At 64.8% G+C, this 24,883-nt stretch carries 25 protein-coding genes; 20 read left to right on the top strand and 5 right to left on the bottom strand.

Going from position 1 to position 24,883, the window contains the following annotated elements:
- The first annotated feature begins 405 nt into the window (after positions 1-405).
- The 8 genes from cnbZ to hemC all read left to right on the top strand — a co-directional run bounded on the left by cnbZ (position 406) and on the right by hemC (position 7,861).
- A complete protein-coding gene (gene cnbZ / locus JQ616_RS35885; protein WP_212022894.1) occupies positions 406-1,158 on the top strand; it encodes a 2-amino-5-chloromuconate deaminase CnbZ in 753 nt (250 codons plus the stop codon).
- 124 nt (positions 1,159-1,282) lie between these two features.
- Complete coding sequence (locus tag JQ616_RS35890) at positions 1,283-2,875, top strand: NAD(P)/FAD-dependent oxidoreductase (RefSeq protein WP_212022895.1); 1,593 nt, start codon at positions 1,283-1,285, stop codon at positions 2,873-2,875.
- Positions 2,876-2,895: 20 nt separating this feature from the next.
- Positions 2,896-3,282 carry a c-type cytochrome gene (locus tag JQ616_RS35895; RefSeq protein WP_349630090.1) on the top strand — a complete coding sequence of 129 codons (387 nt, stop codon included), beginning with the start codon at positions 2,896-2,898 and terminating at the stop codon, positions 3,280-3,282.
- Between the two features lie 28 nt (positions 3,283-3,310).
- The gene (locus tag JQ616_RS35900; RefSeq protein WP_249137737.1) at positions 3,311-3,799 is read left to right on the top strand and encodes a Rid family hydrolase; all 489 of its coding nucleotides are present in this window, start codon (positions 3,311-3,313) and stop codon (positions 3,797-3,799) included.
- A gap of 130 nt (positions 3,800-3,929) precedes the next feature.
- Complete coding sequence (locus JQ616_RS35905; RefSeq protein WP_212022896.1) at positions 3,930-5,348, top strand: M20/M25/M40 family metallo-hydrolase; 1,419 nt, start codon at positions 3,930-3,932, stop codon at positions 5,346-5,348.
- Positions 5,348-6,166, top strand: coding sequence for an aspartate dehydrogenase (locus JQ616_RS35910; protein WP_212022897.1), 819 nt, complete (start codon positions 5,348-5,350; stop codon positions 6,164-6,166). The genes JQ616_RS35905 and JQ616_RS35910 overlap by 1 nt, the downstream gene beginning before the upstream one ends.
- Positions 6,166-6,786 (top strand): bifunctional nicotinamidase/pyrazinamidase, encoded by a 621-nt coding sequence (pncA, locus tag JQ616_RS35915; protein ID WP_212022898.1) that lies wholly within the window; start codon positions 6,166-6,168, stop codon positions 6,784-6,786. Before JQ616_RS35910 ends, pncA begins: the two co-directional genes overlap by 1 nt.
- A gap of 103 nt (positions 6,787-6,889) precedes the next feature.
- A complete protein-coding gene (gene hemC / locus JQ616_RS35920) occupies positions 6,890-7,861 on the top strand; it encodes a hydroxymethylbilane synthase (protein ID WP_212022951.1) in 972 nt (323 codons plus the stop codon).
- Positions 7,862-7,867: 6 nt separating this feature from the next.
- Here hemC and JQ616_RS35925 read toward each other — a convergent pair whose 3' ends face one another.
- The 3 genes from JQ616_RS35925 to JQ616_RS35935 are packed head-to-tail and all read right to left on the bottom strand — an operon-like array spanning position 7,868 to position 10,415.
- A complete protein-coding gene (locus JQ616_RS35925) occupies positions 7,868-8,560 on the bottom strand; it encodes a DUF1045 domain-containing protein (RefSeq protein WP_212022899.1) in 693 nt (230 codons plus the stop codon).
- 20 nt (positions 8,561-8,580) lie between these two features.
- Positions 8,581-9,753, bottom strand: a complete 1,173-nt coding sequence (locus JQ616_RS35930; protein ID WP_212022900.1) for an alpha-D-ribose 1-methylphosphonate 5-triphosphate diphosphatase — start codon at positions 9,751-9,753, stop codon at positions 8,581-8,583.
- Complete coding sequence (locus tag JQ616_RS35935; protein ID WP_212022901.1) at positions 9,750-10,415, bottom strand: chloramphenicol acetyltransferase; 666 nt, start codon at positions 10,413-10,415, stop codon at positions 9,750-9,752. The genes JQ616_RS35930 and JQ616_RS35935 overlap by 4 nt, the downstream gene beginning before the upstream one ends.
- A gap of 201 nt (positions 10,416-10,616) precedes the next feature.
- Between JQ616_RS35935 and phnC the strand changes: the two genes are divergently transcribed.
- The 4 genes from phnC to phnE (JQ616_RS35955) all read left to right on the top strand — a co-directional run bounded on the left by phnC (position 10,617) and on the right by phnE (JQ616_RS35955) (position 14,248).
- Positions 10,617-11,432, top strand: a complete 816-nt coding sequence (gene phnC / locus JQ616_RS35940; RefSeq protein ID WP_137477271.1) for a phosphonate ABC transporter ATP-binding protein — start codon at positions 10,617-10,619, stop codon at positions 11,430-11,432.
- Between the two features lie 77 nt (positions 11,433-11,509).
- On the top strand, positions 11,510-12,439 hold the full coding sequence (gene phnD, locus JQ616_RS35945; RefSeq protein WP_212022902.1) for a phosphonate ABC transporter substrate-binding protein: 930 nt from the start codon (positions 11,510-11,512) through the stop codon (positions 12,437-12,439).
- Positions 12,440-12,518: 79 nt separating this feature from the next.
- Positions 12,519-13,403: a phosphonate ABC transporter, permease protein PhnE gene (phnE, locus tag JQ616_RS35950; protein ID WP_212022903.1), complete on the top strand. Its 885-nt coding sequence runs from the start codon at positions 12,519-12,521 to the stop codon at positions 13,401-13,403.
- A complete protein-coding gene (phnE, locus tag JQ616_RS35955) occupies positions 13,400-14,248 on the top strand; it encodes a phosphonate ABC transporter, permease protein PhnE (RefSeq protein WP_212022904.1) in 849 nt (282 codons plus the stop codon). The genes phnE (JQ616_RS35950) and phnE (JQ616_RS35955) overlap by 4 nt, the downstream gene beginning before the upstream one ends.
- Before the next feature lie 39 nt (positions 14,249-14,287).
- On the opposite strand, the gene JQ616_RS35960 is transcribed toward phnE (JQ616_RS35955), so the two are convergent.
- The gene (locus JQ616_RS35960) at positions 14,288-15,994 is read right to left on the bottom strand and encodes a Na/Pi cotransporter family protein (RefSeq protein WP_212022905.1); all 1,707 of its coding nucleotides are present in this window, start codon (positions 15,992-15,994) and stop codon (positions 14,288-14,290) included.
- A gap of 414 nt (positions 15,995-16,408) precedes the next feature.
- Between JQ616_RS35960 and JQ616_RS35965 the strand changes: the two genes are divergently transcribed.
- From JQ616_RS35965 to JQ616_RS35975, 3 genes are all read left to right on the top strand, one after another.
- Positions 16,409-16,909 carry a DUF1269 domain-containing protein gene (locus JQ616_RS35965; RefSeq protein WP_212022906.1) on the top strand — a complete coding sequence of 167 codons (501 nt, stop codon included), beginning with the start codon at positions 16,409-16,411 and terminating at the stop codon, positions 16,907-16,909.
- Between the two features lie 628 nt (positions 16,910-17,537).
- Complete coding sequence (locus JQ616_RS35970) at positions 17,538-18,590, top strand: patatin-like phospholipase family protein (RefSeq protein WP_212022907.1); 1,053 nt, start codon at positions 17,538-17,540, stop codon at positions 18,588-18,590.
- A gap of 4 nt (positions 18,591-18,594) precedes the next feature.
- Positions 18,595-20,049, top strand: coding sequence for a GntP family permease (locus JQ616_RS35975; RefSeq protein ID WP_212022908.1), 1,455 nt, complete (start codon positions 18,595-18,597; stop codon positions 20,047-20,049).
- 146 nt (positions 20,050-20,195) lie between these two features.
- Here JQ616_RS35975 and phnF read toward each other — a convergent pair whose 3' ends face one another.
- Positions 20,196-20,921, bottom strand: coding sequence for a phosphonate metabolism transcriptional regulator PhnF (gene phnF / locus JQ616_RS35980; RefSeq protein ID WP_212022909.1), 726 nt, complete (start codon positions 20,919-20,921; stop codon positions 20,196-20,198).
- A gap of 104 nt (positions 20,922-21,025) precedes the next feature.
- Between phnF and phnG the strand changes: the two genes are divergently transcribed.
- From phnG to phnK, 5 genes are read left to right on the top strand one after another with little or no spacing between them, the layout of a single operon-like run.
- Entirely contained in the window at positions 21,026-21,487 is a 462-nt protein-coding gene (gene phnG, locus JQ616_RS35985) for a phosphonate C-P lyase system protein PhnG (RefSeq protein ID WP_212022910.1), read from the top strand.
- 4 nt (positions 21,488-21,491) lie between these two features.
- Positions 21,492-22,100: a phosphonate C-P lyase system protein PhnH gene (gene phnH, locus JQ616_RS35990; RefSeq protein ID WP_212022911.1), complete on the top strand. Its 609-nt coding sequence runs from the start codon at positions 21,492-21,494 to the stop codon at positions 22,098-22,100.
- 3 nt (positions 22,101-22,103) lie between these two features.
- The gene (locus tag JQ616_RS35995; protein WP_212022912.1) at positions 22,104-23,207 is read left to right on the top strand and encodes a carbon-phosphorus lyase complex subunit PhnI; all 1,104 of its coding nucleotides are present in this window, start codon (positions 22,104-22,106) and stop codon (positions 23,205-23,207) included.
- Positions 23,204-24,088 carry an alpha-D-ribose 1-methylphosphonate 5-phosphate C-P-lyase PhnJ gene (locus JQ616_RS36000; protein WP_212022913.1) on the top strand — a complete coding sequence of 295 codons (885 nt, stop codon included), beginning with the start codon at positions 23,204-23,206 and terminating at the stop codon, positions 24,086-24,088. The genes JQ616_RS35995 and JQ616_RS36000 overlap by 4 nt, the downstream gene beginning before the upstream one ends.
- Positions 24,081-24,878, top strand: coding sequence for a phosphonate C-P lyase system protein PhnK (gene phnK / locus JQ616_RS36005; RefSeq protein WP_212022914.1), 798 nt, complete (start codon positions 24,081-24,083; stop codon positions 24,876-24,878). Before JQ616_RS36000 ends, phnK begins: the two co-directional genes overlap by 8 nt.
- Positions 24,879-24,883: the final 5 nt, after the last annotated feature.

The raw sequence follows: 24,883 nt of genomic DNA on the forward strand, positions 1-24,883 counted from the left end.
GGTCCTACCCCCCGAGCTTTCTACCCTTTTGCTCGGGGCCCATGGGTGCGATCGGCACCCGGCTTTCCCTGCGCCCTCTGTTCGAGGAGGGCGGAAAAGACCAGCAAGGCTCGGACAAATCATGTCGCGAGAATGCGGATTCACGTGATCATCACTGTTTGATAAGCGCAGCAGAAATCGAACCGTCATCCTGAGGTGCGAGCCTCTTCGGCGAGGCTCGAAGGATCGACGGCCACCGGTCGGGCCGCGCATCCTTCGAGGCTCGCTCCGCTCGCACCTCAGGATGACGGTTCGAGAGCTTTCGCCAGGACGACGGCTGTGATGAAATCGGGCCATGCGTGTGTATCCTCCATCCCGCGACGTCATCGCGACGGCCGCATCACCGTGTCCACATCAAGAGGCACCATGACCAGCACCATCGAAGCTTCCGACGGCGGCTACCGCTTCATGCCCGGCGTCAGTCAGTATTCCTGCGGCGTCGGTGCGTTGCCCGGCTTTGCCATCGAGCGCGTCCGGTTTGCCGAACCGGTGCCGCTGAGCGTGGGTTTCGAGAGGATAGCTGACATCCTCAAGGCCGCCGGCCGGCCTTTGACCGCGTTTGCGGCCTGCGAGCTGCGCTCGCCGGCGCCGTTCACCGAGGAGGGCTTCAGGGCCTTCAACGAGATCTATATCAAGACCCTGATCAACTGGGGTGTGATGCGCGACGGCGTTAATCCGGTGGCGCGCAGCAATGTCTGCCCGAAACTCGATCCGCCCAGCGAGCCGAGCTTCCACGCCTTCTGCTACACGGTGCCGGCGGCGCAGGACGCACCGACGAGCTTCGTCGTGGCCGGCAGTGGCGAGTCGGTCGAAGGCAAGGCGAATTATCGCGATCATACCGTCGCCCTCGGCGACACCAGCCCGGCCGGCATCCTGGCGAAGGCGAAATTTGTGCTTGGCGAGATGGAACGCCGCATGGGCGCGTTCGGCGCGTCCTGGCGGGATACCACCGCGGTGCAGCTCTACACCGTGCACGATGCCTATCCGGTGCTCGAAGGTGAATTCGGCCGCCGTGGCGTGCTTCGCAACGGCCTTACCTGGCATTTCGACCGGCCACCGGTGGTTGGGCTCGATTTCGAAATGGATTGCCGGCGCGTGCACCGCGAGCGCGTGGTGTGATGGGTCGGTCGCGTGACGCATCAAAAGCGCGTGTGGGTGGATGTTGAAGCGTGCAGCCTTTCTTGACACGGATCGCCTCAACCGTTTCCCTTCGCCATCGACGTCAGCGGCTGGGTGAGCGCGGGTGCAGAACGAATCTGTGATCAGGCGGCGGGATTTGCTGGCGCTGATCGGGACCATCGCCGGCAGTTCGGCGATGTATCATGCGATGACGAGCCTCGGCTTCGCATCGGAGTCCGCCTACAAGGGGCCGCTCAAGCTTGCGGGCGACGTGAAGGGGGCTTCGGTGCTGATTCTCGGCGCCGGGCTGGCCGGCATGACGGCGGCGCTGGAACTGCGCAAGGCCGGCTACAAGGTCCAGATCCTTGAATTCAACAACCGCGCCGGCGGCCGCAACTGGACGATCCGCGGCGGTGACAGCTTTACCGAGCTCGGCGGATTCAAGCAGACCTGCCAGTTCGAGCAGGGGCTCTATCTCAATCCTGGCCCGTGGCGGATTCCCTATCATCATCGCGCGCTGCTCGATTACTGCCGTCGGCTCAATGTGACGCTGGAACCCTTCATCCAGCTCAACCACAACGCCTATCTGCACGCGACGCGTGCATTCGACGGCAAGCCGCAGCGCTTTCGCAGCATCAAGGCGGATTTCCAGGGCGGCGTGGCCGAGCTGCTTGCGAAAGTCAGCCAGCAGGGCAGGCTCGACGAGTTCGTCGGCAAGGAAGACCAGGAGATCCTGCTACAGGCGCTGCGCGACTGGGGCGCGCTGGATCGCGACTACAAGTACAACGCCAATCTGCGCTCCGCCGACGTTCGCGGATATGCGCGCGATCCCGGCGGCGGGTTGATGGGCGATCCGCTGCCCAGCGATCCGATCCCGTTCCAGGAGTTGCTGCGGTCGCGGATGTGGCGCTACGTCCAAAACTTCGCGCATTACGATTTCCAACCCTCCATGTTCCAGCCGGTCGGCGGCATGGACATGATCGGCAAGGCGTTCGTGCGCGAGGTCGGCGATCTCATCCGCTATAACGCCAAGGTCACGCAGATCCAGCAGAACAGCTCCGGCGTCACCGTGAGCTATGTCGACACCGCCAATCCCTCGGCGGTGCAGCAGGCCACCGCCGACTGGTGCATCTGCACCATTCCGTTGCCGATCCTGAGCCAGCTCCCGCTGGACGTCAGCGGGCCGATGAAGAATGCGATCGATTCCCTGCCTTACGCCGCCTCGGTGAAGGTCGGGCTGCAGTTCAAGCGGCGGTTCTGGGAGGAGGATGACGCGATCTATGGCGGCATCAGCTACACCGACCTGCCGATCCGGAATATCGGCTATCCGAACTATGGCTTCAACCGCGGCGGCCGTGGCGTTCTGCTCGGCGCCTATTTGTATGAGGGCGCCAATTCCTTCGAGTTCACCGCGATGACGCCGGCCGAGCGGGTCGCGAGCGCAGTCGAGTTCGGTGCCGCGATTCATCCGCAGTACAAAAGCGAGTTCGAGAACGGCGTCGCGGTGGCCTGGCATCGCGTGCCGTTCACGCTCGGCTGCGCCGGCGAATGGACCGAGGCCGGGCGGGCGCAGCATTACCGCAATCTCTGCCAGATCGACGGTCGCATCGCGCTGGCGGGCGAGCATGCCTCGCAGCTGCCGGCCTGGCAGGAGGGGGCGATCCTGTCCGCGCTCGACGCCATTACCCGATTGCACGAACGTGTGGTGAAGACGTGATGATGCGGACAGGAACATCTGTGATCGCCGCGCTGGCGCTGTTGTCGGCACCCGCGGCCCTTGGGCAGGACAGCGGGGCGGGCAAACGTACTTTCTCTTCGGGCTACCGCTTCGTGGAGATGACCGGCGAGGAGCTGTTCGGCAATGTCTGCCAGGGCTGTCACATGCCGGATGCCACGGGTGCGAGCGGCGCCGGCACCTATCCGTCGCTCGCCGGCAACAAGAATCTGGAAACCGGCAGCTATCCGATCTTCCTGGTCGTCAACGGTCGCCGCGGCATGCCGGCATTCGGCGACATGATGACCGATGGTCAAGTCGCCGCCGTTGTGAATTATCTGCGGACGCACTTCGGCAACAATTATCAGGACGCGGTGACGACCAAGGACGTCCAGGACGCCCGCCGTTGACCGCACTGCCTATTCTGGGGAGAGTTTGATGAAGTTCACCGCTATCGTGTTGGGTGTCGCGCTGTCGGCGATGGTGACTGCGGCCTCTGCGGATGTGGTCAGGCATCCGATTCCCAACTCGACATTCCCGATCGCGCAGGCCGTGACCGTCACCGGCAACACCACGACGGTCTATGTCAGCGGCCAGGTGCCGCCGGTCGTCAACAAGGACGCGGATCCGTCGAGCCCTCAGGCCTATGGCGACACCAAGACCCAGACCGTCGGCGTGCTCAACCGTATCAAGGCCATTCTGGAAGGCCAGGGGCTTGGCATGGGCGATGTCGTCAAGATGCAGGTGTTCCTGGTGCACAACGCGTCCGCGCCGATGGACTTCAAGGCCTTCATGGAGGGCTACACCCAGTTCTTCGGCGGTAGCCAGCCGAACCTGCCGGCGCGCTCGGTGGTCGGCGTCGCGGCGCTTGCCAATCCCGGCTTCCTGGTCGAGATCGAGGTGATCGCGGCCAAGGATTCCAAATAAGGACTCCAAATAGCGTGCACGAAACTGCGGAGCATGCGCGCGGAATTTGAAGGGCTCGCCGTCTTGCCAAAGCGCGCGTCGCCTGTCTGAATTCATCTCCAATCAGGTGGTGGAATTCCGGGAGAGCACGATGTCGCAAAAGACCCGAAACATGGTTCGAACACTGCAACTCGCGGCAGCGTTCGCTCCGGTTCTGCTCGCAACCGGCGCCAGCGCGGAAGGACTGACCGAACAGCAGCAATTTGCTCGGGGCATCTACCAGGAGCTGGTCGAGATCAACACCACGACCGCGACCGGCGATACCCAGAAGGCGGCGGAGGCGATGGGCGCGCGGCTCCGCGCCGCTGGCTTCCCCGAGGCCGATGTGCATGTGTTCTCGCCCGCGCCGCACAAGGGAAATCTGGTGGCGCGGCTGCACGGCTCCGGTGCGCGCAAGCCGATCCTGCTGGTTGCGCATATCGATGTCGTCCCCGCGTTGCGCGAGGATTGGTCGGTCGATCCGTTCAAGCTCACCGAGCAGGACGGCTATTTCTACGGCAGGGGCTCGAGTGACGACAAATACATGGCGTCCGCCTTCATCACCAATTTGATCCGCTACAAGAAGGAAGGCTACAACCCCGACCGCGACATCATCGTGGCGCTGGAGACCGACGAGGAAATCCTCGATTCCAACGCTCTTGGCATGCAGTGGCTGATCAAGAACCACCGCGACCTGATCGATGCCGAGTTCGCGCTCAACGAGGGCGGCGGCGTCGGCCTGAAGAACGGCAAGGCGATCCGCAACAGCGTGCAGACCAGCGAGAAGGTCTCGGTCGGCTATCAGCTCACGGTGAAGGATCGCGGCGGCCACTCGTCGCTGCCGCGCAAGGACAATGCGATCTATCGGCTCGCGGAGGGCCTTGTGCGGCTCTCCAACTACAGCTTCCCGATGAATCTCAACGAGACCACGCGAATCTATTTCACCAAGACGGCCGACGTCGACAAGTCGCATGCCGACGACATCAAGGCAATTCTAGCGCCGCAGCCTGACCCGGCGGCGCTGGCGCGATTGTCGGAGAGTCCGGGCTACAACGCCCAGCTCCGTACCACCTGTGTCGCGACCATGCTGGAGGGCGGCCACGCCATCAACGCATTGCCGCAGCTGGCGACGGCCAAGGTGAACTGTCGGATCCTCCCCGGCGAGCCGGTCGATGGTGTCCAGGCAACGATCGAGCGCGTGCTCGCCGACAAGCAGATCGAGGTGACCCCGACCGGCAAGGCGGTGCTGAGCCCGCCATCGCCCCTGAACGAGGAGATCATGGGTTCGATCGAGAAGCTGTCGAAGGAGTTCTGGCCGGACGCGGCGATCGTTCCTGTCATGAGCACCGGCGCGACCGACGGCAGCTATCTGCGCAATGCGGGAATTCCGACCTATGGCCATTCCGGGCTCGGCGCCGATGTCGATGACAACCGGAACCATGGCAAGGACGAGCGGGTGCTCGTAAAGTCCTTCTACGAAGGCGAGGAATATCTCTATCGCCTGGTCAAGATGCTCGCCGGTGGGAAATGATGGCAGACGGTAAAGCAAAGTTGCGGGTCGCGGTCGCCGGCCTCGGCGCGATCGGTACCGACGTCGTCAAGGCGCTCGATCAGGGTATCGAGGGCCTGACGCTGGTTGCGGTGTCGGCGAACAGCCCGGACAAGCACCGCGGCTGGGTCGCGCAGCTAAAATCCGCACCGCAGCTGGTATCGATCGAGCAGCTCGCCGATGTTGCTGACATCGTGGTCGAGTGCGCGCCGAGCAAGGTGGTCCGTTCGATCGTGGCGCCGGTGGTCGAGCGCGGCAAGACCGCGGTGGTGCTCAGCGTCGGTGCGCTGTTGCAGAACGAGGACCTGGTCGATCTCGCGCGAGCCCATGGCGGCCAGATCATCGTGCCGACCGGCGCGCTGATTGGGCTCGACGCGGTGACCGCGGCGGCGATCGGGACCATCCATTCGGCGAAGCTCGTGACGCGGAAGCCGGTCGCGGGTCTCCTCGGCGCGCCGCATCTGGTCGAGAACAACATCAAGATCGAGGGGATCACCGAACCGCTGCGCATCTTCGAAGGCAGCGCGCGCGATGCCGCAAAGGGCTTTCCGGCCAACCTCAACGTTGCGGTGGCGCTGTCGCTCGCCGGCATCGGCCCCGACCGGACCCGGGTCGAGATCTGGGCCGATCCGACGGTGACGCGTAACACCCACCGCATCGAGGTCGATTCCGATTCCGCGCGGTTCTCGATGATGATCGAGAACATCCCCTCGGAGAATCCCAAGACCGGCCGCATCACCGCGCTGTCGGTGATCGCCTGCTTGCGCAAATTGCGCGCCTCGTTGCGGATCGGTACCTGATGAAGATCGAGCCCGACGATCTCCTGCTGATCATCGACGTGCAGAACGACTTCTGCCCCGGCGGCGCGCTGGCGGTGACCGACGGCGATGCCGTCGTGCCGGTGATCAACCGCCTCGCGGTGCGGTTCGACCATGTCGTACTGACCCAGGACTGGCACCCGGCTCGCCACAGCTCGTTTGCGAGCTCGCATCCGGGCGCGGCGCCGTTCTCCTCAATCACCATGCCCTATGGGCCGCAGACGCTGTGGCCGGATCACTGCATCCAGGGTACCGCGGGCGCCGCGTTTCATTCAGGCCTCGCCACCGACCGCGCCGAGCTCGTAATCCGCAAGGGGTTCCGCAGCGCGATCGATTCCTATTCGGCGTTCTTCGAGAACGACCGGACCACGCCGACCGGGCTCGCCGGCTATCTGCGCGAGCGCGGCCTCAGGCGCGTCCTGATGACGGGGCTCGCGACGGATTTTTGCGTGCAGTATTCAGCCCTGGATGCACGGCGGCTCGGCTTCGAGACGGTGGTCGTGTTGCCGGGCTGCCGGGCGATTGATCTCGGCGGTTCGCTTGCGGCCGCCATCGCAGCGATGCGCGAGGCCGGCGTGAAGCTTGTCGAGGAGATCGTCTGAGCCTCGCCAGGCGGGGGGCAAAAACCATTGTTTTGACTGGCCTTTTGTTCTAATCCCCAGCCGTTGATGATCACGCAGCGGAGCTTTCGTGTCGGGACAGGTTTTGCGGATAGGGACGCGCAAGAGCGCGATGGCACTCGCGCAGACGGACGAGGTCGCGCGGCTGCTGCGCGCCTCGGCGGGCGACCTTGCCGTGGACATCGTCAAGTTCGAGACCCGTGGCGACCAGGACCAGACCAGCAAGCTGCTGCGTCACGGCGGCAAGGGCGGCGCCTTCGTCGCCGAGATCCGCGAAGCGATGCGCGCGGGCATTTTGCAGGCCGCGATGCATTCGCTGAAGGATGTGCCGGGCAATGAGGAGACGCCGGGCCTCGTCCTTGCGGCGATGCTGGCGCGCGATGCTGCCAATGACAGCCTCGTGCTGCGGCCCGGCCTGTCGCTGGAGACCCTGCGCGCCGCGCGCGGCAAGGGCTTCATGATCGGCACCAACGCCGTGCGCCGCGCCGCCTATCTGCGCCGGCTGTTTCCGGAAGCGACCGTGATCCATTATCGCGGCGCCGCCGATACGCGGGTTGCCAAACTCGATCGCGGCGACAAGCAACGGCTGCCGGATGGCGGCGAGGTCGGGCCGGCGGATGCGCTTGTCATGGCGCGCTCGGGTCTCGAGCGCATCGGCATGACCGCGCGCATCGCGCATGATTTTTCCGTCGGCGAGATGTTGCCGGCAGTTGGCCAGGGCATCGTCGCGGTCGAATGCGTTGAGACCGACTGGGCGACGCGCGCGCGCCTCTCTGCAATCGACAACGCGCCGTCGCGGCTTGCCGCCGAGGCCGAGCGCGAGGTGCTGTGGGTGCTCAACGGCCATTGCAATTCGCCGATCGCCGGCCACGCCACGCTCACGGGCAGCGAGATGACGCTGCGCGCTTCCGTGCTCGATGAGGCCGGCGCCGGCTTCATCGAGGTGACGCGGCGCGGACCGGCGGACCGCCCGCGCGAACTCGGCCGCGCCGTCGGCATGGAGCTGTTGGACAAGGGCGCCGCCGAGATCATCGCGCGCACTAGGGTGGACGAGTAGCGTCCGTTATTGCGCGCGCAACGGCCAGCTGCCGATGATCCGGAAGCGGGATGCGTTGTCGGCTTGCTTGAACAGCGCGATGCGGTCGATTGCGAGTGTCGTGAGCTCGATCGCCGCGAACCGCTCGCGCAGCCGCGCCACGATCGGGCCGCGCCGTTCGTCGCTCAGCCGCCCGGTCAGCGTCATGTGGAAGCGGAATTCTTCCATGACGTAGGGATAGCCCCAGCGGTCGAGATAGTCGCGCTGCCGTTCCGTGAGCCGTTCGGGTTTGCGCCGCGCGCGATCGTCCGGCGTAAGCGGCGCGCGAAATGCGTCGAATTCGGTGACGCAATCGGCGGCAAGCTGCTGCAATTCGTCCGAGCGGCTGGCCGGGATCACGGCGATGAAGCCGCTGATCGCATCGACCACCGGTTCTATCAGGGGAATGCGCCGCGCGCGGCCAGCGAAGGCGGCGCAGGCGTCGAGAAGTTCGGACTCGCTCCTGCCGTCGGCGAGCGCGGTGGGCGCCTTCAGCGTGGCGTGAAAACCGTATTTGCGCGGATCCTCCGTCACTTCGCGCCAGTCGGGCGTGACGTCGTCGGGAAACGGCAGGTCGTTGCCCTCGACGGCATCGTAGCCGAGCAGCGTCGAGCCGAAGCGGTGCAGGGCGCTGTCAGGGGACGGCGCGTAGTAGATCGCGTAGCGCGGGGCGGGGGTCATGGCGGCAGAATAGAGCCTGACTACGCCGCCGCAACCGTCTTGCGCGGCGCGAGCGTGTGAACGAGGCAGCTTGCGTCCGCCAGATGCACCAGCCGCCCGGCCGCGATCACGGCGACGATGCGCGGCCGCAGCGGCACCTTGTCGTCGACGACGATGATGTCGGCGCGGCGGCCTGCGGCGAGCACGCCGCGATCGGCGAGCCCTGCGGCGCGCGCCGGCGCCGACGAGATCAAGTCCCACGCCTTGACGAGCGGCAGGATACCGTCGGCGACGAGCCGGAACGCCGCAAGCAGCTGCGCCGGATAGTAATAGTCGGACGCCAGCACCGAGCAGAGGCCCTGCGCGATCATGTCGGACGCCTTGGTCCAGCCGGTGTGGCTGCCGCCGCGCACCACATTGGGCGCGCCGAACACGATGAAGTCGCCGGCAGCGGCGGCATCGCGCGCGGTCTCCTCGTTGACGGGGAATTCGGCGATCGTGGCGCCCAGCGCACGAAACTCCTGACGCATCGCCGGGCTGTTGTCGTCATGCGAGAGCATGCGGATATTTGCCGCGCGTGCAGCCGTAGCCAGCCGCACGATCGAAGCCGGCACCTCGGGACGGCGCGCCACGATCCGATCGAGCATGTCGTTGACGGCGTCGACGGAGAGTCCTGTGCGTTCGGCGAGCTGGTTGCGCTTCTTCGGCTTGACGTTGCTGTGGTCGTTGAAGGCAAACAGGTCGATGCGGCCTTCGGTGAGCCATTGAATGATCTCGGCCTCGGCGTCGAGATTGTGGGTCTCGTGACGCAAATGGAAGCGGGTGTCGGCGGCGAGCTGCGGCCGCAGCGCCTCGATCGCATCGAGCAGCCTGCGCGCATTCTCCGCGCTGCGCAGGCCGGGCTCCCACGACCAGGTCGTGCCATGGAATACGGTCGTGATGCCGTTGGCGATCGCCTGGCGGTCGCTGTCAATAATCGCCACGTCGGTCGGGAAGTCGACGCTCGGGCGCGGCATCATCTGCCGCTCGAACGCATCGCCGTGCAGGTCGATGATGCCGGGCAGTACCAGCAGGCCCTTGGCATCGATGTGGAGCGCGGCGCGGCCCTGCTCGGCGTCGAGTGCGCCGATGTCGCGGCCGGCGGTCCGCAGCGAACTCTCGATCAATGCCCCGTCGACCAGCGCGCGCCCGCCTTCGATGAAAATGTCAGTCACGATGCGGCGCTCCGTTGCTTGTCCTGTGATCGGGATACGGCCTCGGCCTCATACTTGTCGAGGAATTCTTCCACCGCGAGCTTGCGAAAATCGGGCAGCGCACGACGAAGTGTTTCGTGATCCCAGTCCCACCACGCGAGCGCCGTGAGGCGATCCGCTGTGGTCCCGGAAAAGCGGCGCTTGACCGGACGCGCCGGATTTCCGGCAACGATGGTATAGGCGGGGACATCCTTGGTCACGATCGCACCGGCAGCGACCACGGCGCCGGTTTCGACGTTGCGTCCCGGCAGCAGGATCGCGCCGTGACCGATCCAGACGTCATGGCCGATATGCACGTGATGCGCACGTCGCCAGTTGAAGAAATCGATGTCGTCGCTCTCTCCGGGGAAATAGGCGCTGGCGCGGTAGGTGAAGTGCGCCTGCGTCGCGCGATGCATCGGGTGGTTGCCAGGGTTGATCCGGGTCATCGCCGCGATCGAGCAGAACTTGCCGATCGAGGTGTAAGTGATCTGGCTGTCGTTCACGACGTAGGAATAGTCATCCATGCTGACTTCAAGCAGGATCGTGCGCGCGCCGACCTCGGTATATTTGCCGAGCTTGCTCTCACGGACCGACGCAGTCGGGTCGACGGTCGGTACAACCGAGAGTGTTTTTCCGGCCATCAGGGCCCTCCGCAATTCTTGCAAATCGTTGGCTTCCGGGGAGATGCGCGTCCGTCATCGGGATGCTTGATGACGACATCATGACGTTACAATGACGACATGCGAGCGGGTGTGGACGATCGCCGCACCGCAACGTCACGTCACATAACTGTAAAACGCTGGGGATAGCGATGGCCCAACGAGACGCGGTTGGAGCATTACATGCTGGTGGTGGAAGGTTTGACGTGCCGTTTCGGCACGAAAGCCGCAGTCGACAACGCGTCGTTTTCGATCGCGCCGGGCAGCTTCGTCGGTGTGATCGGTCGCTCCGGTGCCGGCAAGTCGACGCTGCTGCGGATGATCAACCGTCTTGCCGATCCGACCTCCGGCCGCATTCTGTTTGAAGGCACCGATGTCACCGCGCTGCGCGGCAAGGAGCTGCGGCAGTGGCGGGCGCGTTCGGCGATGATCTTCCAGCAGTTCAATCTGGTCGGTCGTCTCGACGTGCTGACCAACGTGCTGATGGGCCGGCTCGCCCAGATCCCGTCATGGCGCTCGCTGGCGCAGGTCTGGCCGGAGCAGGACAGGGCGCTTGCGCTGTCGGCGCTCGAGCAGTTCGACATCGCCCAGCTCGCGGCGCAGCGCGCCGACCAGCTCTCCGGTGGGCAGCAGCAGCGCGTCGCGATCGCCCGCGCGCTGGTGCAGGAGCCCGATATCATCCTTGCCGACGAGCCGATCGCTTCGCTCGATCCGCGCAACACCAAGATCGTGATGGATGCGCTGCTGCGCATCAACAAGCATTTCGGCATCACCGTGCTCTGCAATCTGCACTCGCTCGACCTTGCGCGCACCTATTGCGATCGCCTGGTCGGCATGGCTGCGGGTCGCGTGGTGTTCGACGGAGCGCCTGCGGCGCTGACCGACCATATCGCCCGCGAGCTCTATGACCTCGAGGCCAATGACGTCATCGGTGCGGCGCCGTTGCCCGCGCCCGACGGCGCAACTGCTCCGGCACTCGGCACCGCTGCCGCGGCCTGAGCGTCGCATTACCGGAAATCTGGGCAACCGGGCATTTCGCCCGGCCAACAGGCGTAACTACCAAAAAGAGGGGTAACATGATCACTCGTCGCATCATTCTGGCCGGCGCAGCCGCGCTGGCGTTCGCAGGCTCGGCTTCGGCCGAGGACTGGAAGACCAAATATCCGGAGATCACCTTCGCCGTGATCCCCGCTGAAAACGGCTCCGGTGTCACCGAGCGCTACGGTCCGCTCACCGAGTATCTGACCAGGGAACTCGGCATCAAGGTGAACCTGCGCGTCGCCAACGACTATGCGGCCGTCATCGAAGGCCAGCGCGCCGGCAACATCCACATCGGTTATTACGGCCCGGCGTCGTTCGCCCGCGCCCGCCTCACCGGTGTCAAGACCGACGCGTTCGTGATCGATGTCAACGCCGACGGTTCGAAGGGCTACTATTCGGTGTTCTACGTGCTCGCCAAGAGCCCGTACCAGAAGGTCGAAGACCTCAAAGGCAAGAACCTCGGCCTGGTCGATCCGAACTCGACCTCCGGCAACAACATGCCGCGCTTCAAGCTGAACGCGATGGGCATCGATCCGGATGCCTATTTCTCCAAGGTCGTGTTCACCGGCAGCCACGAGAACGCCGTGCTGGCGCTGGCGCAGGGCACCGTCGACGTCGCCGCCAACTGGTGGAATGCCGATGACGATTCCAACCTGACCCGCATGCTCGCCAAGAACATGGTGAAGTCGAGCGACGGCACGCCGCTGAAGAAGGAAGACTTCCGCATCATCGTGAAGTCCGACCTCATCATCAACTCGCCCTACGCCTATCTCGAGAGCCTCCCCGACGACATGAAGGCGAAGATCAAGCAGGCCTTCCTCGACATGCCGAAGAAGGATCCGGAAGCCTTCAAGAAACTGTCCGACGGCAAGAACCTGCCGTGGCAGCCGGTCACCAACGCCGACTACGACAAGACCATCGAGCTGATCAAGTTCGTCGACGCGCTGCGCAAGAAAGCGTCCTGATCGCATCGCCGCTGAATTGGGCCGGGTTTCGACAACCCGGCCCTTTTCGTTTATCCCTCGAGCAGACTGGTCCGCATCGATGGCGACCGCCATTTCCATCCTTCCAGCGCAGCAACTGGCGGCGCTGAACGATGCCTACCGCAAGGCGATTGCGCGCAAGCGGTTGAAGGCGACGCTGGCCACCGCCGTGTTCTGCGCCGCGCTGGTGATCGCGGCACTCGGCGCCGAAGTCAATCTGCGCACCTTCTTCACTTATTTCGGCAATTTCCTCAGCTATTTCGACCGCATCCTGACGCTGGATTCCGGGGCGCGGGTGTGGACCGATCCGCTGGAGTGGTTCTGGGGCCTGAAGAAATGGCTCCGCCTGCTCGGCGAGACGCTGCTGATCAGCTATGTCGGTACATTGACCGGCGCCGTGTTCGCCTTCGCGCTGAACTTCTTCGCCGCGCAGAACACCTCGCCGGGGCCCTGGGTGCGCTTCATCATCCGCCGTCTGCTGGAATTCGCTCGCACCGTGCCCGGTATCGTGTTCGCGCTGATCTTCGTGATCGCGTTCGGCCTCGGGCCGATGGCCGGCGTGCTGGCGATCGCGATCCACACCACAGGCGCGCTCGGCAAGCTGTTTGCCGAGATCGTCGAGAATGCCGACATGAAGCCGGTCGAGGGCATCCGCTCCACCGGCGCGAGCTGGCTGTCCTGCATGCGCTTTGCCATCCTGCCGCAAGTCTCGGCGGGCTACGCCAGCTATGCGCTGCTGCGCTTCGAGATCAATGTCCGCGAAGCGTCGGTGATGGGCTTCGTCGGCGCCGGCGGCATAGGTCAGGAGCTCGTGGTCGCGATCCGCAAGTTCTATTACTCCGACGTTAGCGCCATCCTCGTCACCATCATCGTCACCGTCTTCATCATCGACATCTCGACCGGCTGGCTGCGCGGCCGGCTGTTCGGCAAGGAGACCCACCGATGAGCCAGATGCCGAAGCCGGACACCTCGGGACTGCGTGCGAAATACCCCGGCGTGTTCGAGCGTCCCGCGTCGGCACGGCTGGCGCTGCCGGCGATGATCGTGGCGGCGCTCGCGATCTTCGTCTACGGCCTGGTCGATCTCGACTTCTCGCCGACCAAGCTGATCACGGGGATGAGCCAGCTCGGCTGGATCACCATGATGATGATCCCGCCGAATCCCGGCTCGTCGTTCCCGCTCTACATGCAGGCGCTCGGCGAGACGCTGTCGATCGCACTGCTCGGCACCACGCTCGCAGCGCTATTCGCGCTCCCGGTCAGCCTGCTCGCCGCGCGCAACATCATCCCGTCGAACCTGATCCGTTTTCCGGTGCGCCGCTTCCTGGATTCGATCCGCGGCGTCGATACGCTGATCTGGGCGCTGGTCTGGATCAATGTCGTCGGCCTCGGCCCGTTTGCTGGCGTGCTCGCGATCATGGTCTCCGACTTCGGTGCGTTCGGAAAGCTGTTCTCCGAGGCGATCGAGGCGGCCGACCGCAAGCAGGTCGAGGGTATCAGGGCATCCGGCGGCAACGCGCTGCATGAGATTCGTTTCGGGCTGCTGCCGCAGGTGCTGCCGGTGATCGCCGGACAGGTGCTCTATTTCATCGAGTCGAACACCCGTTCGGCCACCATCATCGGTATCGTCGGCGCCGGCGGCATCGGGCTGCAACTCGCCGAGCAGATCCGCGTGCTGGAATGGCAGAAGGTGTCGTTCCTGATCCTGATGATCCTGATCGCGGTCGCAGTGATCGATTTCATCTCGAGCAAGCTGCGGTTCGCGATCATCGGGCAAAGGGCGGTGGTGTAGCTTACACGACTTGCGAGACAGCCGAGTTCTTGCACCGCGCTATGCGCTGCGACCGAGAAGGTGCACGGCAGAGCGCCAGGCATGATGCGCGAGCGCTTCGAGGCGCCGTACGGCTTCAACGCGAGCGATTGCGTCGTCCGCGCTCACCGCTCCGCTCGCCACTGAGCCGAGCGTTGTCTTGCGGTGGTGTCTCCGCACGTCGCCGAGTGCCTTCGCGGAGCGTTCCAGGTGCGCGAGGACCTGTTCGGTCGATGTTCGGGCGGCCGCGAATTCCTTCTCCGGGGTGGGTGACCGCGTCGGCGCAGTCTTCAGCTCGATTTCCGTTTCGCAATTGGACGTGTCGGGCACGACGGCGACTTCAGCCGCGAGCGAGGCCGCACTACGCATGGCTTCCACGCACATTTCCACCGCGCGCATGTCCTGGGAGCCGCCGGGCGGCATCCCGAATTCGGTTTCCTCGCCGAGGATTTCGGCCAGCCGAGATGCGTGGTCGAGTGCATGCAGTGTGCTGGTGAGTCGCCGCTGCTCATCCTGCGATTCAGGAGGTCCGCTTACCTCCGATATGAACTCCTGCGCCTGGCGCAGGGCAGAGGCAGCTTCCGTCGCTGGCGCTGTAGTCAGTCTCGCCGGGACGGAGGCGTCTTGATTCACTGCTGACAGTGCGATCGCCAGTGATCCGCACATTGTTTCAAGCGCACGCGCGACTGTGCGTCGCACTGCTTCGACGGTTGCTATCGGAGTTGCAAGCGCTGCTGGATCCAGACACCGGGTTAGCGGTGAGCCGCGTTCGGGCAGGATGCGCTCGGCGAGCCGGGTAAAGCCATTGATCACAGGCAACAGCACCAGGACGCCGACGACGTTGTAGGCGGAGTGATAGGCGGCAAGCAGCGTGACGCCTGCAATGCTGTCTGAGGCGCGGACCAGAAGGGGAATAGTCACGGGGAAGAGCACCAGCGCAATAGCCGCCGCAATCAGCTTGAACAAGATGTACGCGAGGGCCAAGCGCTTGGCGGTGCTGCTCGCGCCGATTGCCGCCATGGCAGAACTGGTCGCCGTTCCGATGTTCTGCCCAATGATCAGTGCGCATGCCTGGTCCAGGCCGATGGCCCCCGCATAGTTTGCCGAGAGAGTCACTGCGATAGCCGCGGTCGATGATTGCATCACGGCGGTCATCACCAGTCCGACGACCGTCAGCATCATCACCCCGTACAAGCCGGCCCGCCACGTGGTGCCGAGAACAGCCGGCAAGTCCGCCGGGTGCAACTGTTCGGCTAGTCCTCCCATGCCCTGCTGCAGGGTCGTGAGCGCGAACAGCACCAGCGCGAACCCCGCAAGGGCCGCTCCCGCTGCGGATAGACGGCCACGGCCCAACAGTTTGATCAGCGCGCCGACGAAAATCATCGGGAGCGACGCGGCCGTGAGGGATACGCGAACACCGATCAGCGCAACGAGCCAGCCGGTTCCCGTGGTTCCGACATTCGCGCCGAACACAAGCGCCAGCCCTTGCGGAAAGGTCAGCACGCCCGCGCTGACCAGACCGATGGTGGTCATGGTCGTTGCGCTGGACGATTGCACGATCAGGGTCACGATGGCGCCCCAGAGCGCACCGGATAGCGGGGTCGCCGCTGCCTTGCCGAGGACTGTCCGCAACTTCGAACCGGCGAGTCCCTTGAGGCCGGCGGTCATGACGCTCATGCCGAGCAGGAACAGACCAACTCCACCGAGGACCGAAATCGCCGTCGACATGCGTGCTCTCTTCGCAGTGCACCGACAACTGGACCAATCAAGCTAGAGCAGCGGCGGCTTGAAGTCAGCAAGAGATGGGAATTCGTCATCCGGCGGATCAAGCCGCGACTGGCAGTCGCGACCGCCCTGTCTGAATTCTGGTAACGCTGACTGTTGCACGTTGGGCTTGCTGCGTATGGCAAGCAGTATCGGTCGAAGTCAGGAGGTCGCCGCAGACAAGCTCGCTGCGAGTCCTTGTTCGAGACACATACGACAATGCCGCTTACTCAATTGCACCGAGTGCGCGAAGCATCTCGGGATTGTGAACCTGCGAGTCTGATTAGCCGGCAAGAGACATTGGGGTCTGTGTTAAAATTTGGCTGCGCATCAAATGCGCAATCGGGGCGGCACTTTCAAGTCATCAGGGAGTGTTCAATGTCAGATCTCGTTGCGATCGTGTATCCAACTGAAGTCAAAGCAGAGGAAGTGCGGCAGAAAATACTCAAGCTCCAGGGCGAGTATCTGATCACGATCAGCGATGCCGTGATCGCAGTCAAAACCGGAGACTCTGTAAAGCTCAATCAACTTGTGAACACCACGATGACCGGCGCCGCAAGTGGCAGCTTCTGGGGGCTGCTTTTGGGGATGGTCTTCCTGAATCCTCTTCTCGGCGTGGCTCTCGGAGCCGGCGCAGGCGCACTGAGCGGCGCGCTGACCGATTTCGGCATCAGAGACCAGTTCATGAAGGATCTCGCATCGAAGGTGAAATCGGGCGATGCCGTTCTATTCCTGCTGATCAAATCGATGACCTCAGACAAGGTTCTCAATGCGATCAAGGATGCGGGAGGGATCGTCCTGACGACCTCGCTCGATGAAAAGAAAGAGCAGCATCTGCGCGACACTCTCGCAGCCGCAACCCAGGCCAAGGCTGCCTAGCGAGTGAGCCAAAGCCTGGCGCCAGCGCCAAAGCAGCGTCGCGATCGGCACTCGCTCAGTTTTGCTGGGGATCAGTGTCCAACGGCATTGGTCCCGAGGGCGGGATCGCCCGCGAAGGAGACCGGCTGCAGCCGTGCGGCTCCGCGGCAACCCAGGCGGTTTCCTTCTGCGCTGTCAAAGCCGGGAGAAAATCATGCGTAAATTGCTTCTATGGGGGCTCACACTTGGGATTGCTTCGGCGGGGATTACGGCGACCAGCAGTCGTTCGCAGGCTGGCCTCATTGCGCCGCTGGCCCTGCGTCAGGCCGCCGACGAGCTTCGTCTCGCGGAAACCATCCAGTTCACCTGGAGAGGCCAGCGCTACTGTTGGTACAGCAGGGGATGGCGTGGTGGTGGCTGGTATCGGTGTGGTTTTGGTTCAAGGCGCGGCATGGGTTGGGGTGGTCCGGCGGGATGGCACGGATGGCGACGGCCAAGCCACCGCCCGGTCACTCGGCCTCCGAGACCTGGTCGGCCGGGAATCGAGCGTCCGCGGCCACTCCCGCAACCGCTCCCCGGCAGGAGCTGAGGGCTTCTTTGTCGGTCGTTCGCCGGCCGCGACGTGCTCGCACTCCAGTTGGAGCCCGCCATGTCCTTGAAGGAGCCGCAAACAGGCGCGGGCCAGGCACGCGATCCCGTGCTTGTCGATCTCGCGCTGCAGGGCGGTGGATCGCACGGCGCTTTTACCTGGGGGGTGCTCGATCGCCTCATGGATGAGCCGTGGCTGCGCATCGAGGCGATATCGGGCACGTCGGCCGGCGCGATGAACGCCGTTGTGCTGGCGAGCGGTTTCATGACCGACGGCCCCGCCGGCGCCAAGTCTGCATTGAGTGCCTTCTGGCGGCGGGTCGCCGACTCGGCGCGGTTCAGCCCTATCAGGCGAAGCCCTCTGGACGTCATCCTTGGCCGCTGGACTCTTGATACGTCGCCCTTCTATCTCGCCTTCGATCTGGCGAGCCGCATGTTCTCGCCGTATGACCTGAATCTTGCCGGCACAAACCCGTTGCAAGAGGTCCTCGCCGAGTCGGTCGATTTTCGACAGATCGCGAGCTCCCCGATCCGTTTGTTCGTGACGGCGACCAACGTTCATACCGGTCGCGGGCGTGTGTTTCGCAACGCCGAGCTTACACCCGACGTTCTGCTCGCTTCCGCCTGCTTGCCGACCATGTTCCGCGCGATAGAGATCGATGGCGAGCCCTATTGGGATGGCGGCTACTCCGGGAACCCGACGATCACGCCGCTCGTGCGCGAGTGCGACTCCCACGACACGCTTCTGGTTGCGGTCAACCCGGTCGAGCGACCCGGAACACCGCGCTCCGCGCGCGAGATCCTCGATCGGTTGAACGAGGTTGCATTCAACGCAACGCTGCTCAAGGAGTTGCGCATGATCGCGCTGCTGCGGCAGGTCGTGGACGCCGGGAGCTCCGAGGGACGCAAATGGGCCGACATGCGCATTCATCTTATCGCCAGCCAGGCTTTGGCCGAACTCGGCGTGTCGTCGAAGCTTAATGCCGAGTGGGATTTTCTCTGTATGCTGCGCGACGAAGGCCGTCGTGCCGCGGAGGCATTCCTCGCCGCGAACGACCAGAACATCGGCAAGCGCTCCTCGATAGACTTGGATTTGCTTTTGCAGCAGGTTTGACGCCATGGGTCTCGTTGGAATCCTGGTCGCTCTTGGCCTGCTCATCTGGCTCTCGTTCCGCGGATGGAGCGTGCTGCTGCTGGCGCCGGCTGTCGCGATCGTCGCTGCGGCTTTTGCCGGCGAGCCTTTGCTCGCCCATTGGACGCAGACTTTCATGGGCGGCGCCGCGCAGTTCATCGCGCAATTCTTTCCGATATTTCTGCTCGGCGCGCTGTTCGGCAAGCTCATGGACGACAGCGGATCGGTCCACGCCATCGCCCATTTCATGAGCACCAAGCTCGGGCCGCGTCGCGCGATTCTTGCTGTCGTGCTTGCTGGCGCGCTGGTCACCTATGGCGGGGTGAGCCTTTTCGTCGCCTTTTTCGTTTTGGCGCCGATGGCACGGGAGATGTTTCGCGTCGCCAACATCCCGCATCGGCTCATGCCGGCCACCATCGCCCTGGGCACCTCCACATTCACGATGTCGGCAGTGCCCGGAACGCCCGCGATTCAAAATACGATTCCGATGCCGTTCTTCGGAACCACGCCCTTTGCAGCGCCCGGATTGGGAATCGTCGCTGCGGCGATCATGCTCGCATTCGGGCTCTGGTGGCTCGGCCGCGCCGAGCGATCGGCACGCAAGGCCGGTGAAGGCTATGGCAACGACGAAGAGCTCGTCACCGGAGCGGTCGCTGATGACCAATTCATTCGCGAGCGCGCCACGTCGTCCCACGAGTTCGACCCGGCTGAAATAGCGCATGGCAAACGCGGCGACGTGCCGCCACCGATCGCCACGGCGATCATCCCGCTCCTCGTGGTCGTGGGCGTGAACCTGCTCATGTCGCTCCTGATCCTGCCACGGCTCGATTTCTCGTTCCTCGCGCAGGAGCGCTGGGGCGGGACATCCCTTGCCGGCGTCGCCGGGGTGTGGTCGGTCGCAGTTGCTCTCGCCGCCGCCACGGCAACGCTCATCGCGCTCAACCGAACCCGTCTGACGGATCTGAGGGCGAGCATGGATGCCGGCGCAAACGCCTCGGTGCTCCCCATTTTCAGCGTCGCAAGCCTGGTGGGCTTTGGAGCCGTCGTCGCTGCGCTGCCGGCCTTTGCGTTGGTGCGCGGTTGGATGCTGTCGATCTCAGGCGGTCCACTCGTTTCTCTCGCCATCGCGACAAACATCCTTGCGGCTTTGACCGGCTCGGCCTCCGGCGGATTGACCATCGCGCTCGATGCCCTTGGCGAGACCTACCTGCAAATTGCGCAGGCGGCCCACGTCGACCCGGCGCTCATGCACCGCATTGCCGTGATCGGCTCCGGTACCCTCGACAGCCTGCCGCACAACGGCGCCGTCGTGACGCTGCTCGCGGTGTGCGGCTCGACCCATCGCGAAAGCTACCTCGATATGGTGATGGCCAATATCGTTGGACCGATCATCGCCTTGGTCGTCGTTATCGCATTGGGCTCGGTACTCGGATCCTTTTAGCTGGCGCGCGCGGTGTGATGCCGCTAGCCAGCGACGACTGCTCAAGGTCAATGCGAGACCGCAACAGCAGCTCCCGCACGCTCTACGCCACAAGACATCGGGCCTTGCAGGGCTCGGCCATCCAGTTCGGATTACAAAGGGGATCGTCAGCCGTTCTCGACCAGAAACTCCACGCGCTCGGCGGCGAAGCGCGAGCGCTTGGTCACCAGCGGCTGGTCCAGCATGTCGACATCGGTTGCATCGACCACCAGCACCGGCCGTCCCAGCGGCAGGTCGAGCCGCGCCGCATCGGTGGCATCGGCGATTGCCGCGGTGATCCGGGTCGAGGCGCGGTGGTAATCCTTGACGCCGTAGTGCCCGAGCAGCTTCGTCATCGAGTGCACGTTGGCGAACACGTTGCCAGCATCGGGAAATCGTTCGGCCGACAGCCATGTGGTGGAGACGCAGATCGGTGTCCGGTCGGCAAGCCGCACCGCTTCGATCCGGATCAGCGGCGCACCGATCTTCAGGCCCAGCTCGCGCGCGATCTCGCGGTTGGCAGTATCCTCACCGGCCTCGATCAACTGGCCGCGCGGCTCGTGGCCGCCGGCGCCGACGATCTCCGAGAATCGCGTGCGCGAGCGCAGCGGGTAGGCGAGGCGCTGCGCTTCGACATAGGTGCCGCTGCCGCGCTCGGCGCGCACCAATCCGCGCTCCGCCAATGCGGCGAGCGCCCGCCGTACGGTGTGGCGATTGACGCGGTAAGTCTCGGCGATCTCCATCTCGCCGGGCAGCTTTTCGCCCGCGGCAAAGCGGCCGTCAGCGATGCCGCGCTCGATGCCGTCGGCGACCTGCCGCCACAAGGCGACGCCGGAACTTTCCTGCATGCTCATCGCGCGGTGATACCAGAAATCTTCGGTTTGTCACGAAACAGTCATGGCGGTCCGCTATCAAGTTGTCTAGTATCATAGACAACTTGATGCGAGCAAGGTTGCCAATGAGTTCGATCGGATCAGACAGCAAACAGGCCCAGCGCAAGGCTGCGATGACGGTGCTGGCGCACGCCGCCGCTGCGGATATCGCCGGCAGGCTCGCGGCGATCGCGATGCCAAGCCACGAGAACCTCCGCGAACCGGAAAACGGCCTTGTGATGGTGCGCGGCCGGATCGGTGGCGACGGCGCGCCGTTCAATCTCGGCGAGGCGACGGTGTCGCGTGCGGCGGTGCGGCTTGCGACCGGCGAGGTCGGCTTCGGCTACACGCTCGGCCGCGATGCGGAGAAGGCGCGGATGATCGCGCTGTGTGATGCCATGGTGCAATCGGCGGCGTTGTCCGGCGAGGTTGAAGCCAAGGTGATCGCGCCGCTGCGTGCCGCGATGAATGCCGAACGCGCCCGCAAGGCCGCAGAGACGGCGGCGACGCGGGTCGATTTCTACACGATGGTGCGCGGTGAGGGGTGATGCAATGACGACGATTGCCGAAATGCCCGCAGGCTTTGCCGACAAGGTGCTGTCGGCGCAATCCACCTTCCGTTCCGTGATGGATGCGATGGCGCGCCCGGGCAGCGTGCAGCGCGTCGCCGCTGATGTCGGCACGCCCGCCGGCATGATGCGCGGCGCGGCCGCGATCGCGCTGACGCTGTTCGATCACGACACGCCGATCTGGCTCGACGGTGCGACGTCGGCGACGCCTGACGTCGCCCGCTGGCTGAAGTTTCACGCCAGCGCGCCGGTGGTCGGGGATTCCTCGATCGCGAGCTTCGCGCTGATCGGCGATGCGGCGAACCTGCCGACGCTGGAGCGTTTCGCGTTCGGCAGCAGCGAATATCCGGACCGCTCGACCACCCTGATCCTGCAGGTCGACAGCCTGACGCAGGGGCCGGCGTTCGAGCTGAAAGGGCCCGGGATCGACGGCAGCGCGGTGCTGCAGGCGATGATCAAGCCGCGCGATCTGTTCCAGCGGCTGGCAATCAACGAGGCCCTGTTCCCGCGCGGCATCGACGTCGTGCTGGTCCATGATGATGCGATTGTCGCGATCCCGCGCACCACGCGGCTGATCGCAAGCGGAGTGTGAGCGATGTATGTAGCCGTCAAGGGAGGCGAACGCGCCATCGAGAACGCTCATCGTCTGCTGGCGCATGAGCGGCGCGGCGATCGCGATGTGGCCGAGGTGACGCTGGCGCAGATCTCCGAACAGCTCGCGCTCGGCGTCGATCGCGTCATGACCGAAGGCTCGCTGTACGACCGCGAACTCGCGGCGCTGGCGATCAAGCAGGCGCGCGGCGACATGATCGAGGCGATCTTCCTGGTCCGCGCCTTCCGCGCCACGCTGCCGCGCTTCGGCGCCACCGAGCCGGTCAACACCGGCGAGATGCAGGTGCGGCGGCGGATCTCCTCGACCTTCAAGGACGTTCCGGGCGGCCAGATCCTGGGGCCGACCTTCGACTACACCCATCGCCTGCTCGATCCGCAGCTCGCGGAAGGTTTCGTGCCGGAGCAGCCGGCCACCGCGGAGGCGTCGCAGGCGGCAACGCCGCGGGTCACCGACATCCTCGGCCGCGATGGCCTGATCGAATCCTCGCCGCAGGCCGAGGCCGACGCGCCGGTCGGTGACCTCACGCGTGAGCCGCTGAGCTTCCCGGCCGATCGCGATCTGCGGCTGCAGAACCTGGCGCGCGGCGACGAGGGCTTCCTGCTCGCGCTCGGCTATTCGACGCAGCGCGGCTATGGCCGCAATCACCCCTTCGCCGGCGAGATCCGTTTCGGCGAGGTCGAGGTCGAGCTGTTCGCGGAGGACGTCGGCTTCGCCGTGCCGCTCGGCTCGATCGAGCTGACCGAATGCCAGATGGTCAACCAGTTCAAGGGCTCGACCACCGAGGCACCGTGCTTCACCCGCGGCTATGGCCTCGCCTTCGGCCAGAGCGAGCGCAAGACCATGTCGATGGCGCTGGTCGACCGCGCGCTGCGAGCACGCGAGCTCGGCGAGGAAGCGGCGGCGCCGGCGCAGGACGAGGAGTTCGTGATGTCGCACTCCGACAATGTGCAGTCGACCGGCTTCGTCGAGCATCTCAAGTTGCCGCATTATGTCGACTTCCAGTCCGAGCTCGGCCTGCTGCGCAAGCTGCGGCAGGAATTCGCCGAAGCCAATCCGGCGGTCGAACTGCAGGAGGCCGCGGAATGAACGCGCCGACATACAATTTCGCCTATCTCGACGAGCAGACCAAGCGGATGATCCGCCGCGCGATCCTGAAGGCGATCGCGATCCCCGGCTATCAGGTGCCGTTTGCCAGCCGCGAGATGCCGATGCCCTATGGCTGGGGCACCGGTGGCGTGCAGGTGACGGCCGCGATCCTTGGCCCGGACGACGTGCTGAAGGTGATCGACCAGGGCTCGGACGACACCACCAATGCGATCTCGATCCGCAAGTTCTTCGGCAAGACCGCCGGCGTCGCGACCACGACCTCCACGACGGACGCGACCGTGATCCAGACAAGGCACCGTATCCCTGAGGCGACGCTGCACGCCGGCCAGGTGATGGTCTACCAGGTGCCGATCCCCGAGCCGCTGCGCTTCCTCGAGCCGCGCGAGACCGAGACGCGTCGGATGCACGCGCTCGCCGAATACGGCCTGATGCACGTCAAGCTCTACGAGGACATCGCGCGCTTCGGCCACATCGCGACCGCCTACGCCTATCCGGTGAAGGTGAACGCGCGCTACGTGATGGACCCGTCGCCGACGCCGAAGTTCGACAATCCGAAGATGGACAATTGCGCGGCGCTGCAGCTGTTCGGCGCCGGCCGCGAGAAGCGCATCTACGCGATCCCGCCCTACACCACGGTGGTGTCGCTGGATTTCGAGGATCACCCGTTCACGCGCTACCGCTTCAACGCGCCCTGCGCGCTGTGCGGCGCCGATAATTCCTATCTCGACGAGATCGTCACCGACGACAAGGGCGGGCGGATGTTCGTCTGTTCCGACACCGACTTCTGCGAGCAGCGCCAGGCCGCCGGCCATCACGGCACCGAGAGCGCCGCGCTGCACAAGGAGAAGGCGCATGTCTGAGCTCGCAAGCCTCGACAACGACCAGCCGCTGCTGGTGGCCGAAGGGCTCGCCAAGAATTACGGCCGGCTTCCTGCCTGCCGCGACGTCTCGTTCGCGCTCTATCCCGGCGAGGTGCTGGCGATCGTCGGCGAATCCGGTTCGGGCAAGTCGACCCTGCTGCAATTGCTGTCCGCGCAGCTCGCGCCGAGCGCGGGCCGGGTGTCGTACCGGATGCGCGACGGCGTGCTGCGCGATCTTGCCGAATTGGGTGAAGCAGAGCGGCGCTTCCTGTTCCGCACCGACTGGGGCTTTGTGCACCAGGACCCGGCGCAAGGCCTGCGCATGGGCGTCTCGGCCGGCGCCAATGTCGGCGAACGGCTGATGGCTGTGGGTTGGAATCACTACGGCCGGATCCGCGACACCGCGTCGACCTGGCTGGAGCGGGTCGAGATCGACGTTGGCCGCATCGATGATGCGCCGAAAACTTATTCCGGCGGCATGCGGCAACGGCTGCAGATCGCGCGCAACCTCGTCACCGAGCCGCGGCTGGTGTTCATGGACGAGCCGACCGGCGGCCTCGATGTCTCGGTGCAGGCGCGGCTGCTCGACCTGATGCGCAACCTCGTCAGCGAGCTCGGGCTGGCCGCCATCGTCGTCACCCACGATCTTGCGGTTGCGCGCCTGCTGTCGCACCGCGTGATGGTGATGAAAGGCGGCCGCGTCATCGAGACCGGCCTCACCGACCAGGTGCTCGACGATCCCCGCGAGCCCTACACCCAGTTGCTCGTCTCCTCGATTCTGCCGCCATGAGCTTG

Source organism: Bradyrhizobium tropiciagri (assembly GCF_018130545.1).
GTDB classification, from domain to species: Bacteria; Pseudomonadota; Alphaproteobacteria; order Rhizobiales; family Xanthobacteraceae; genus Bradyrhizobium; species Bradyrhizobium tropiciagri_A.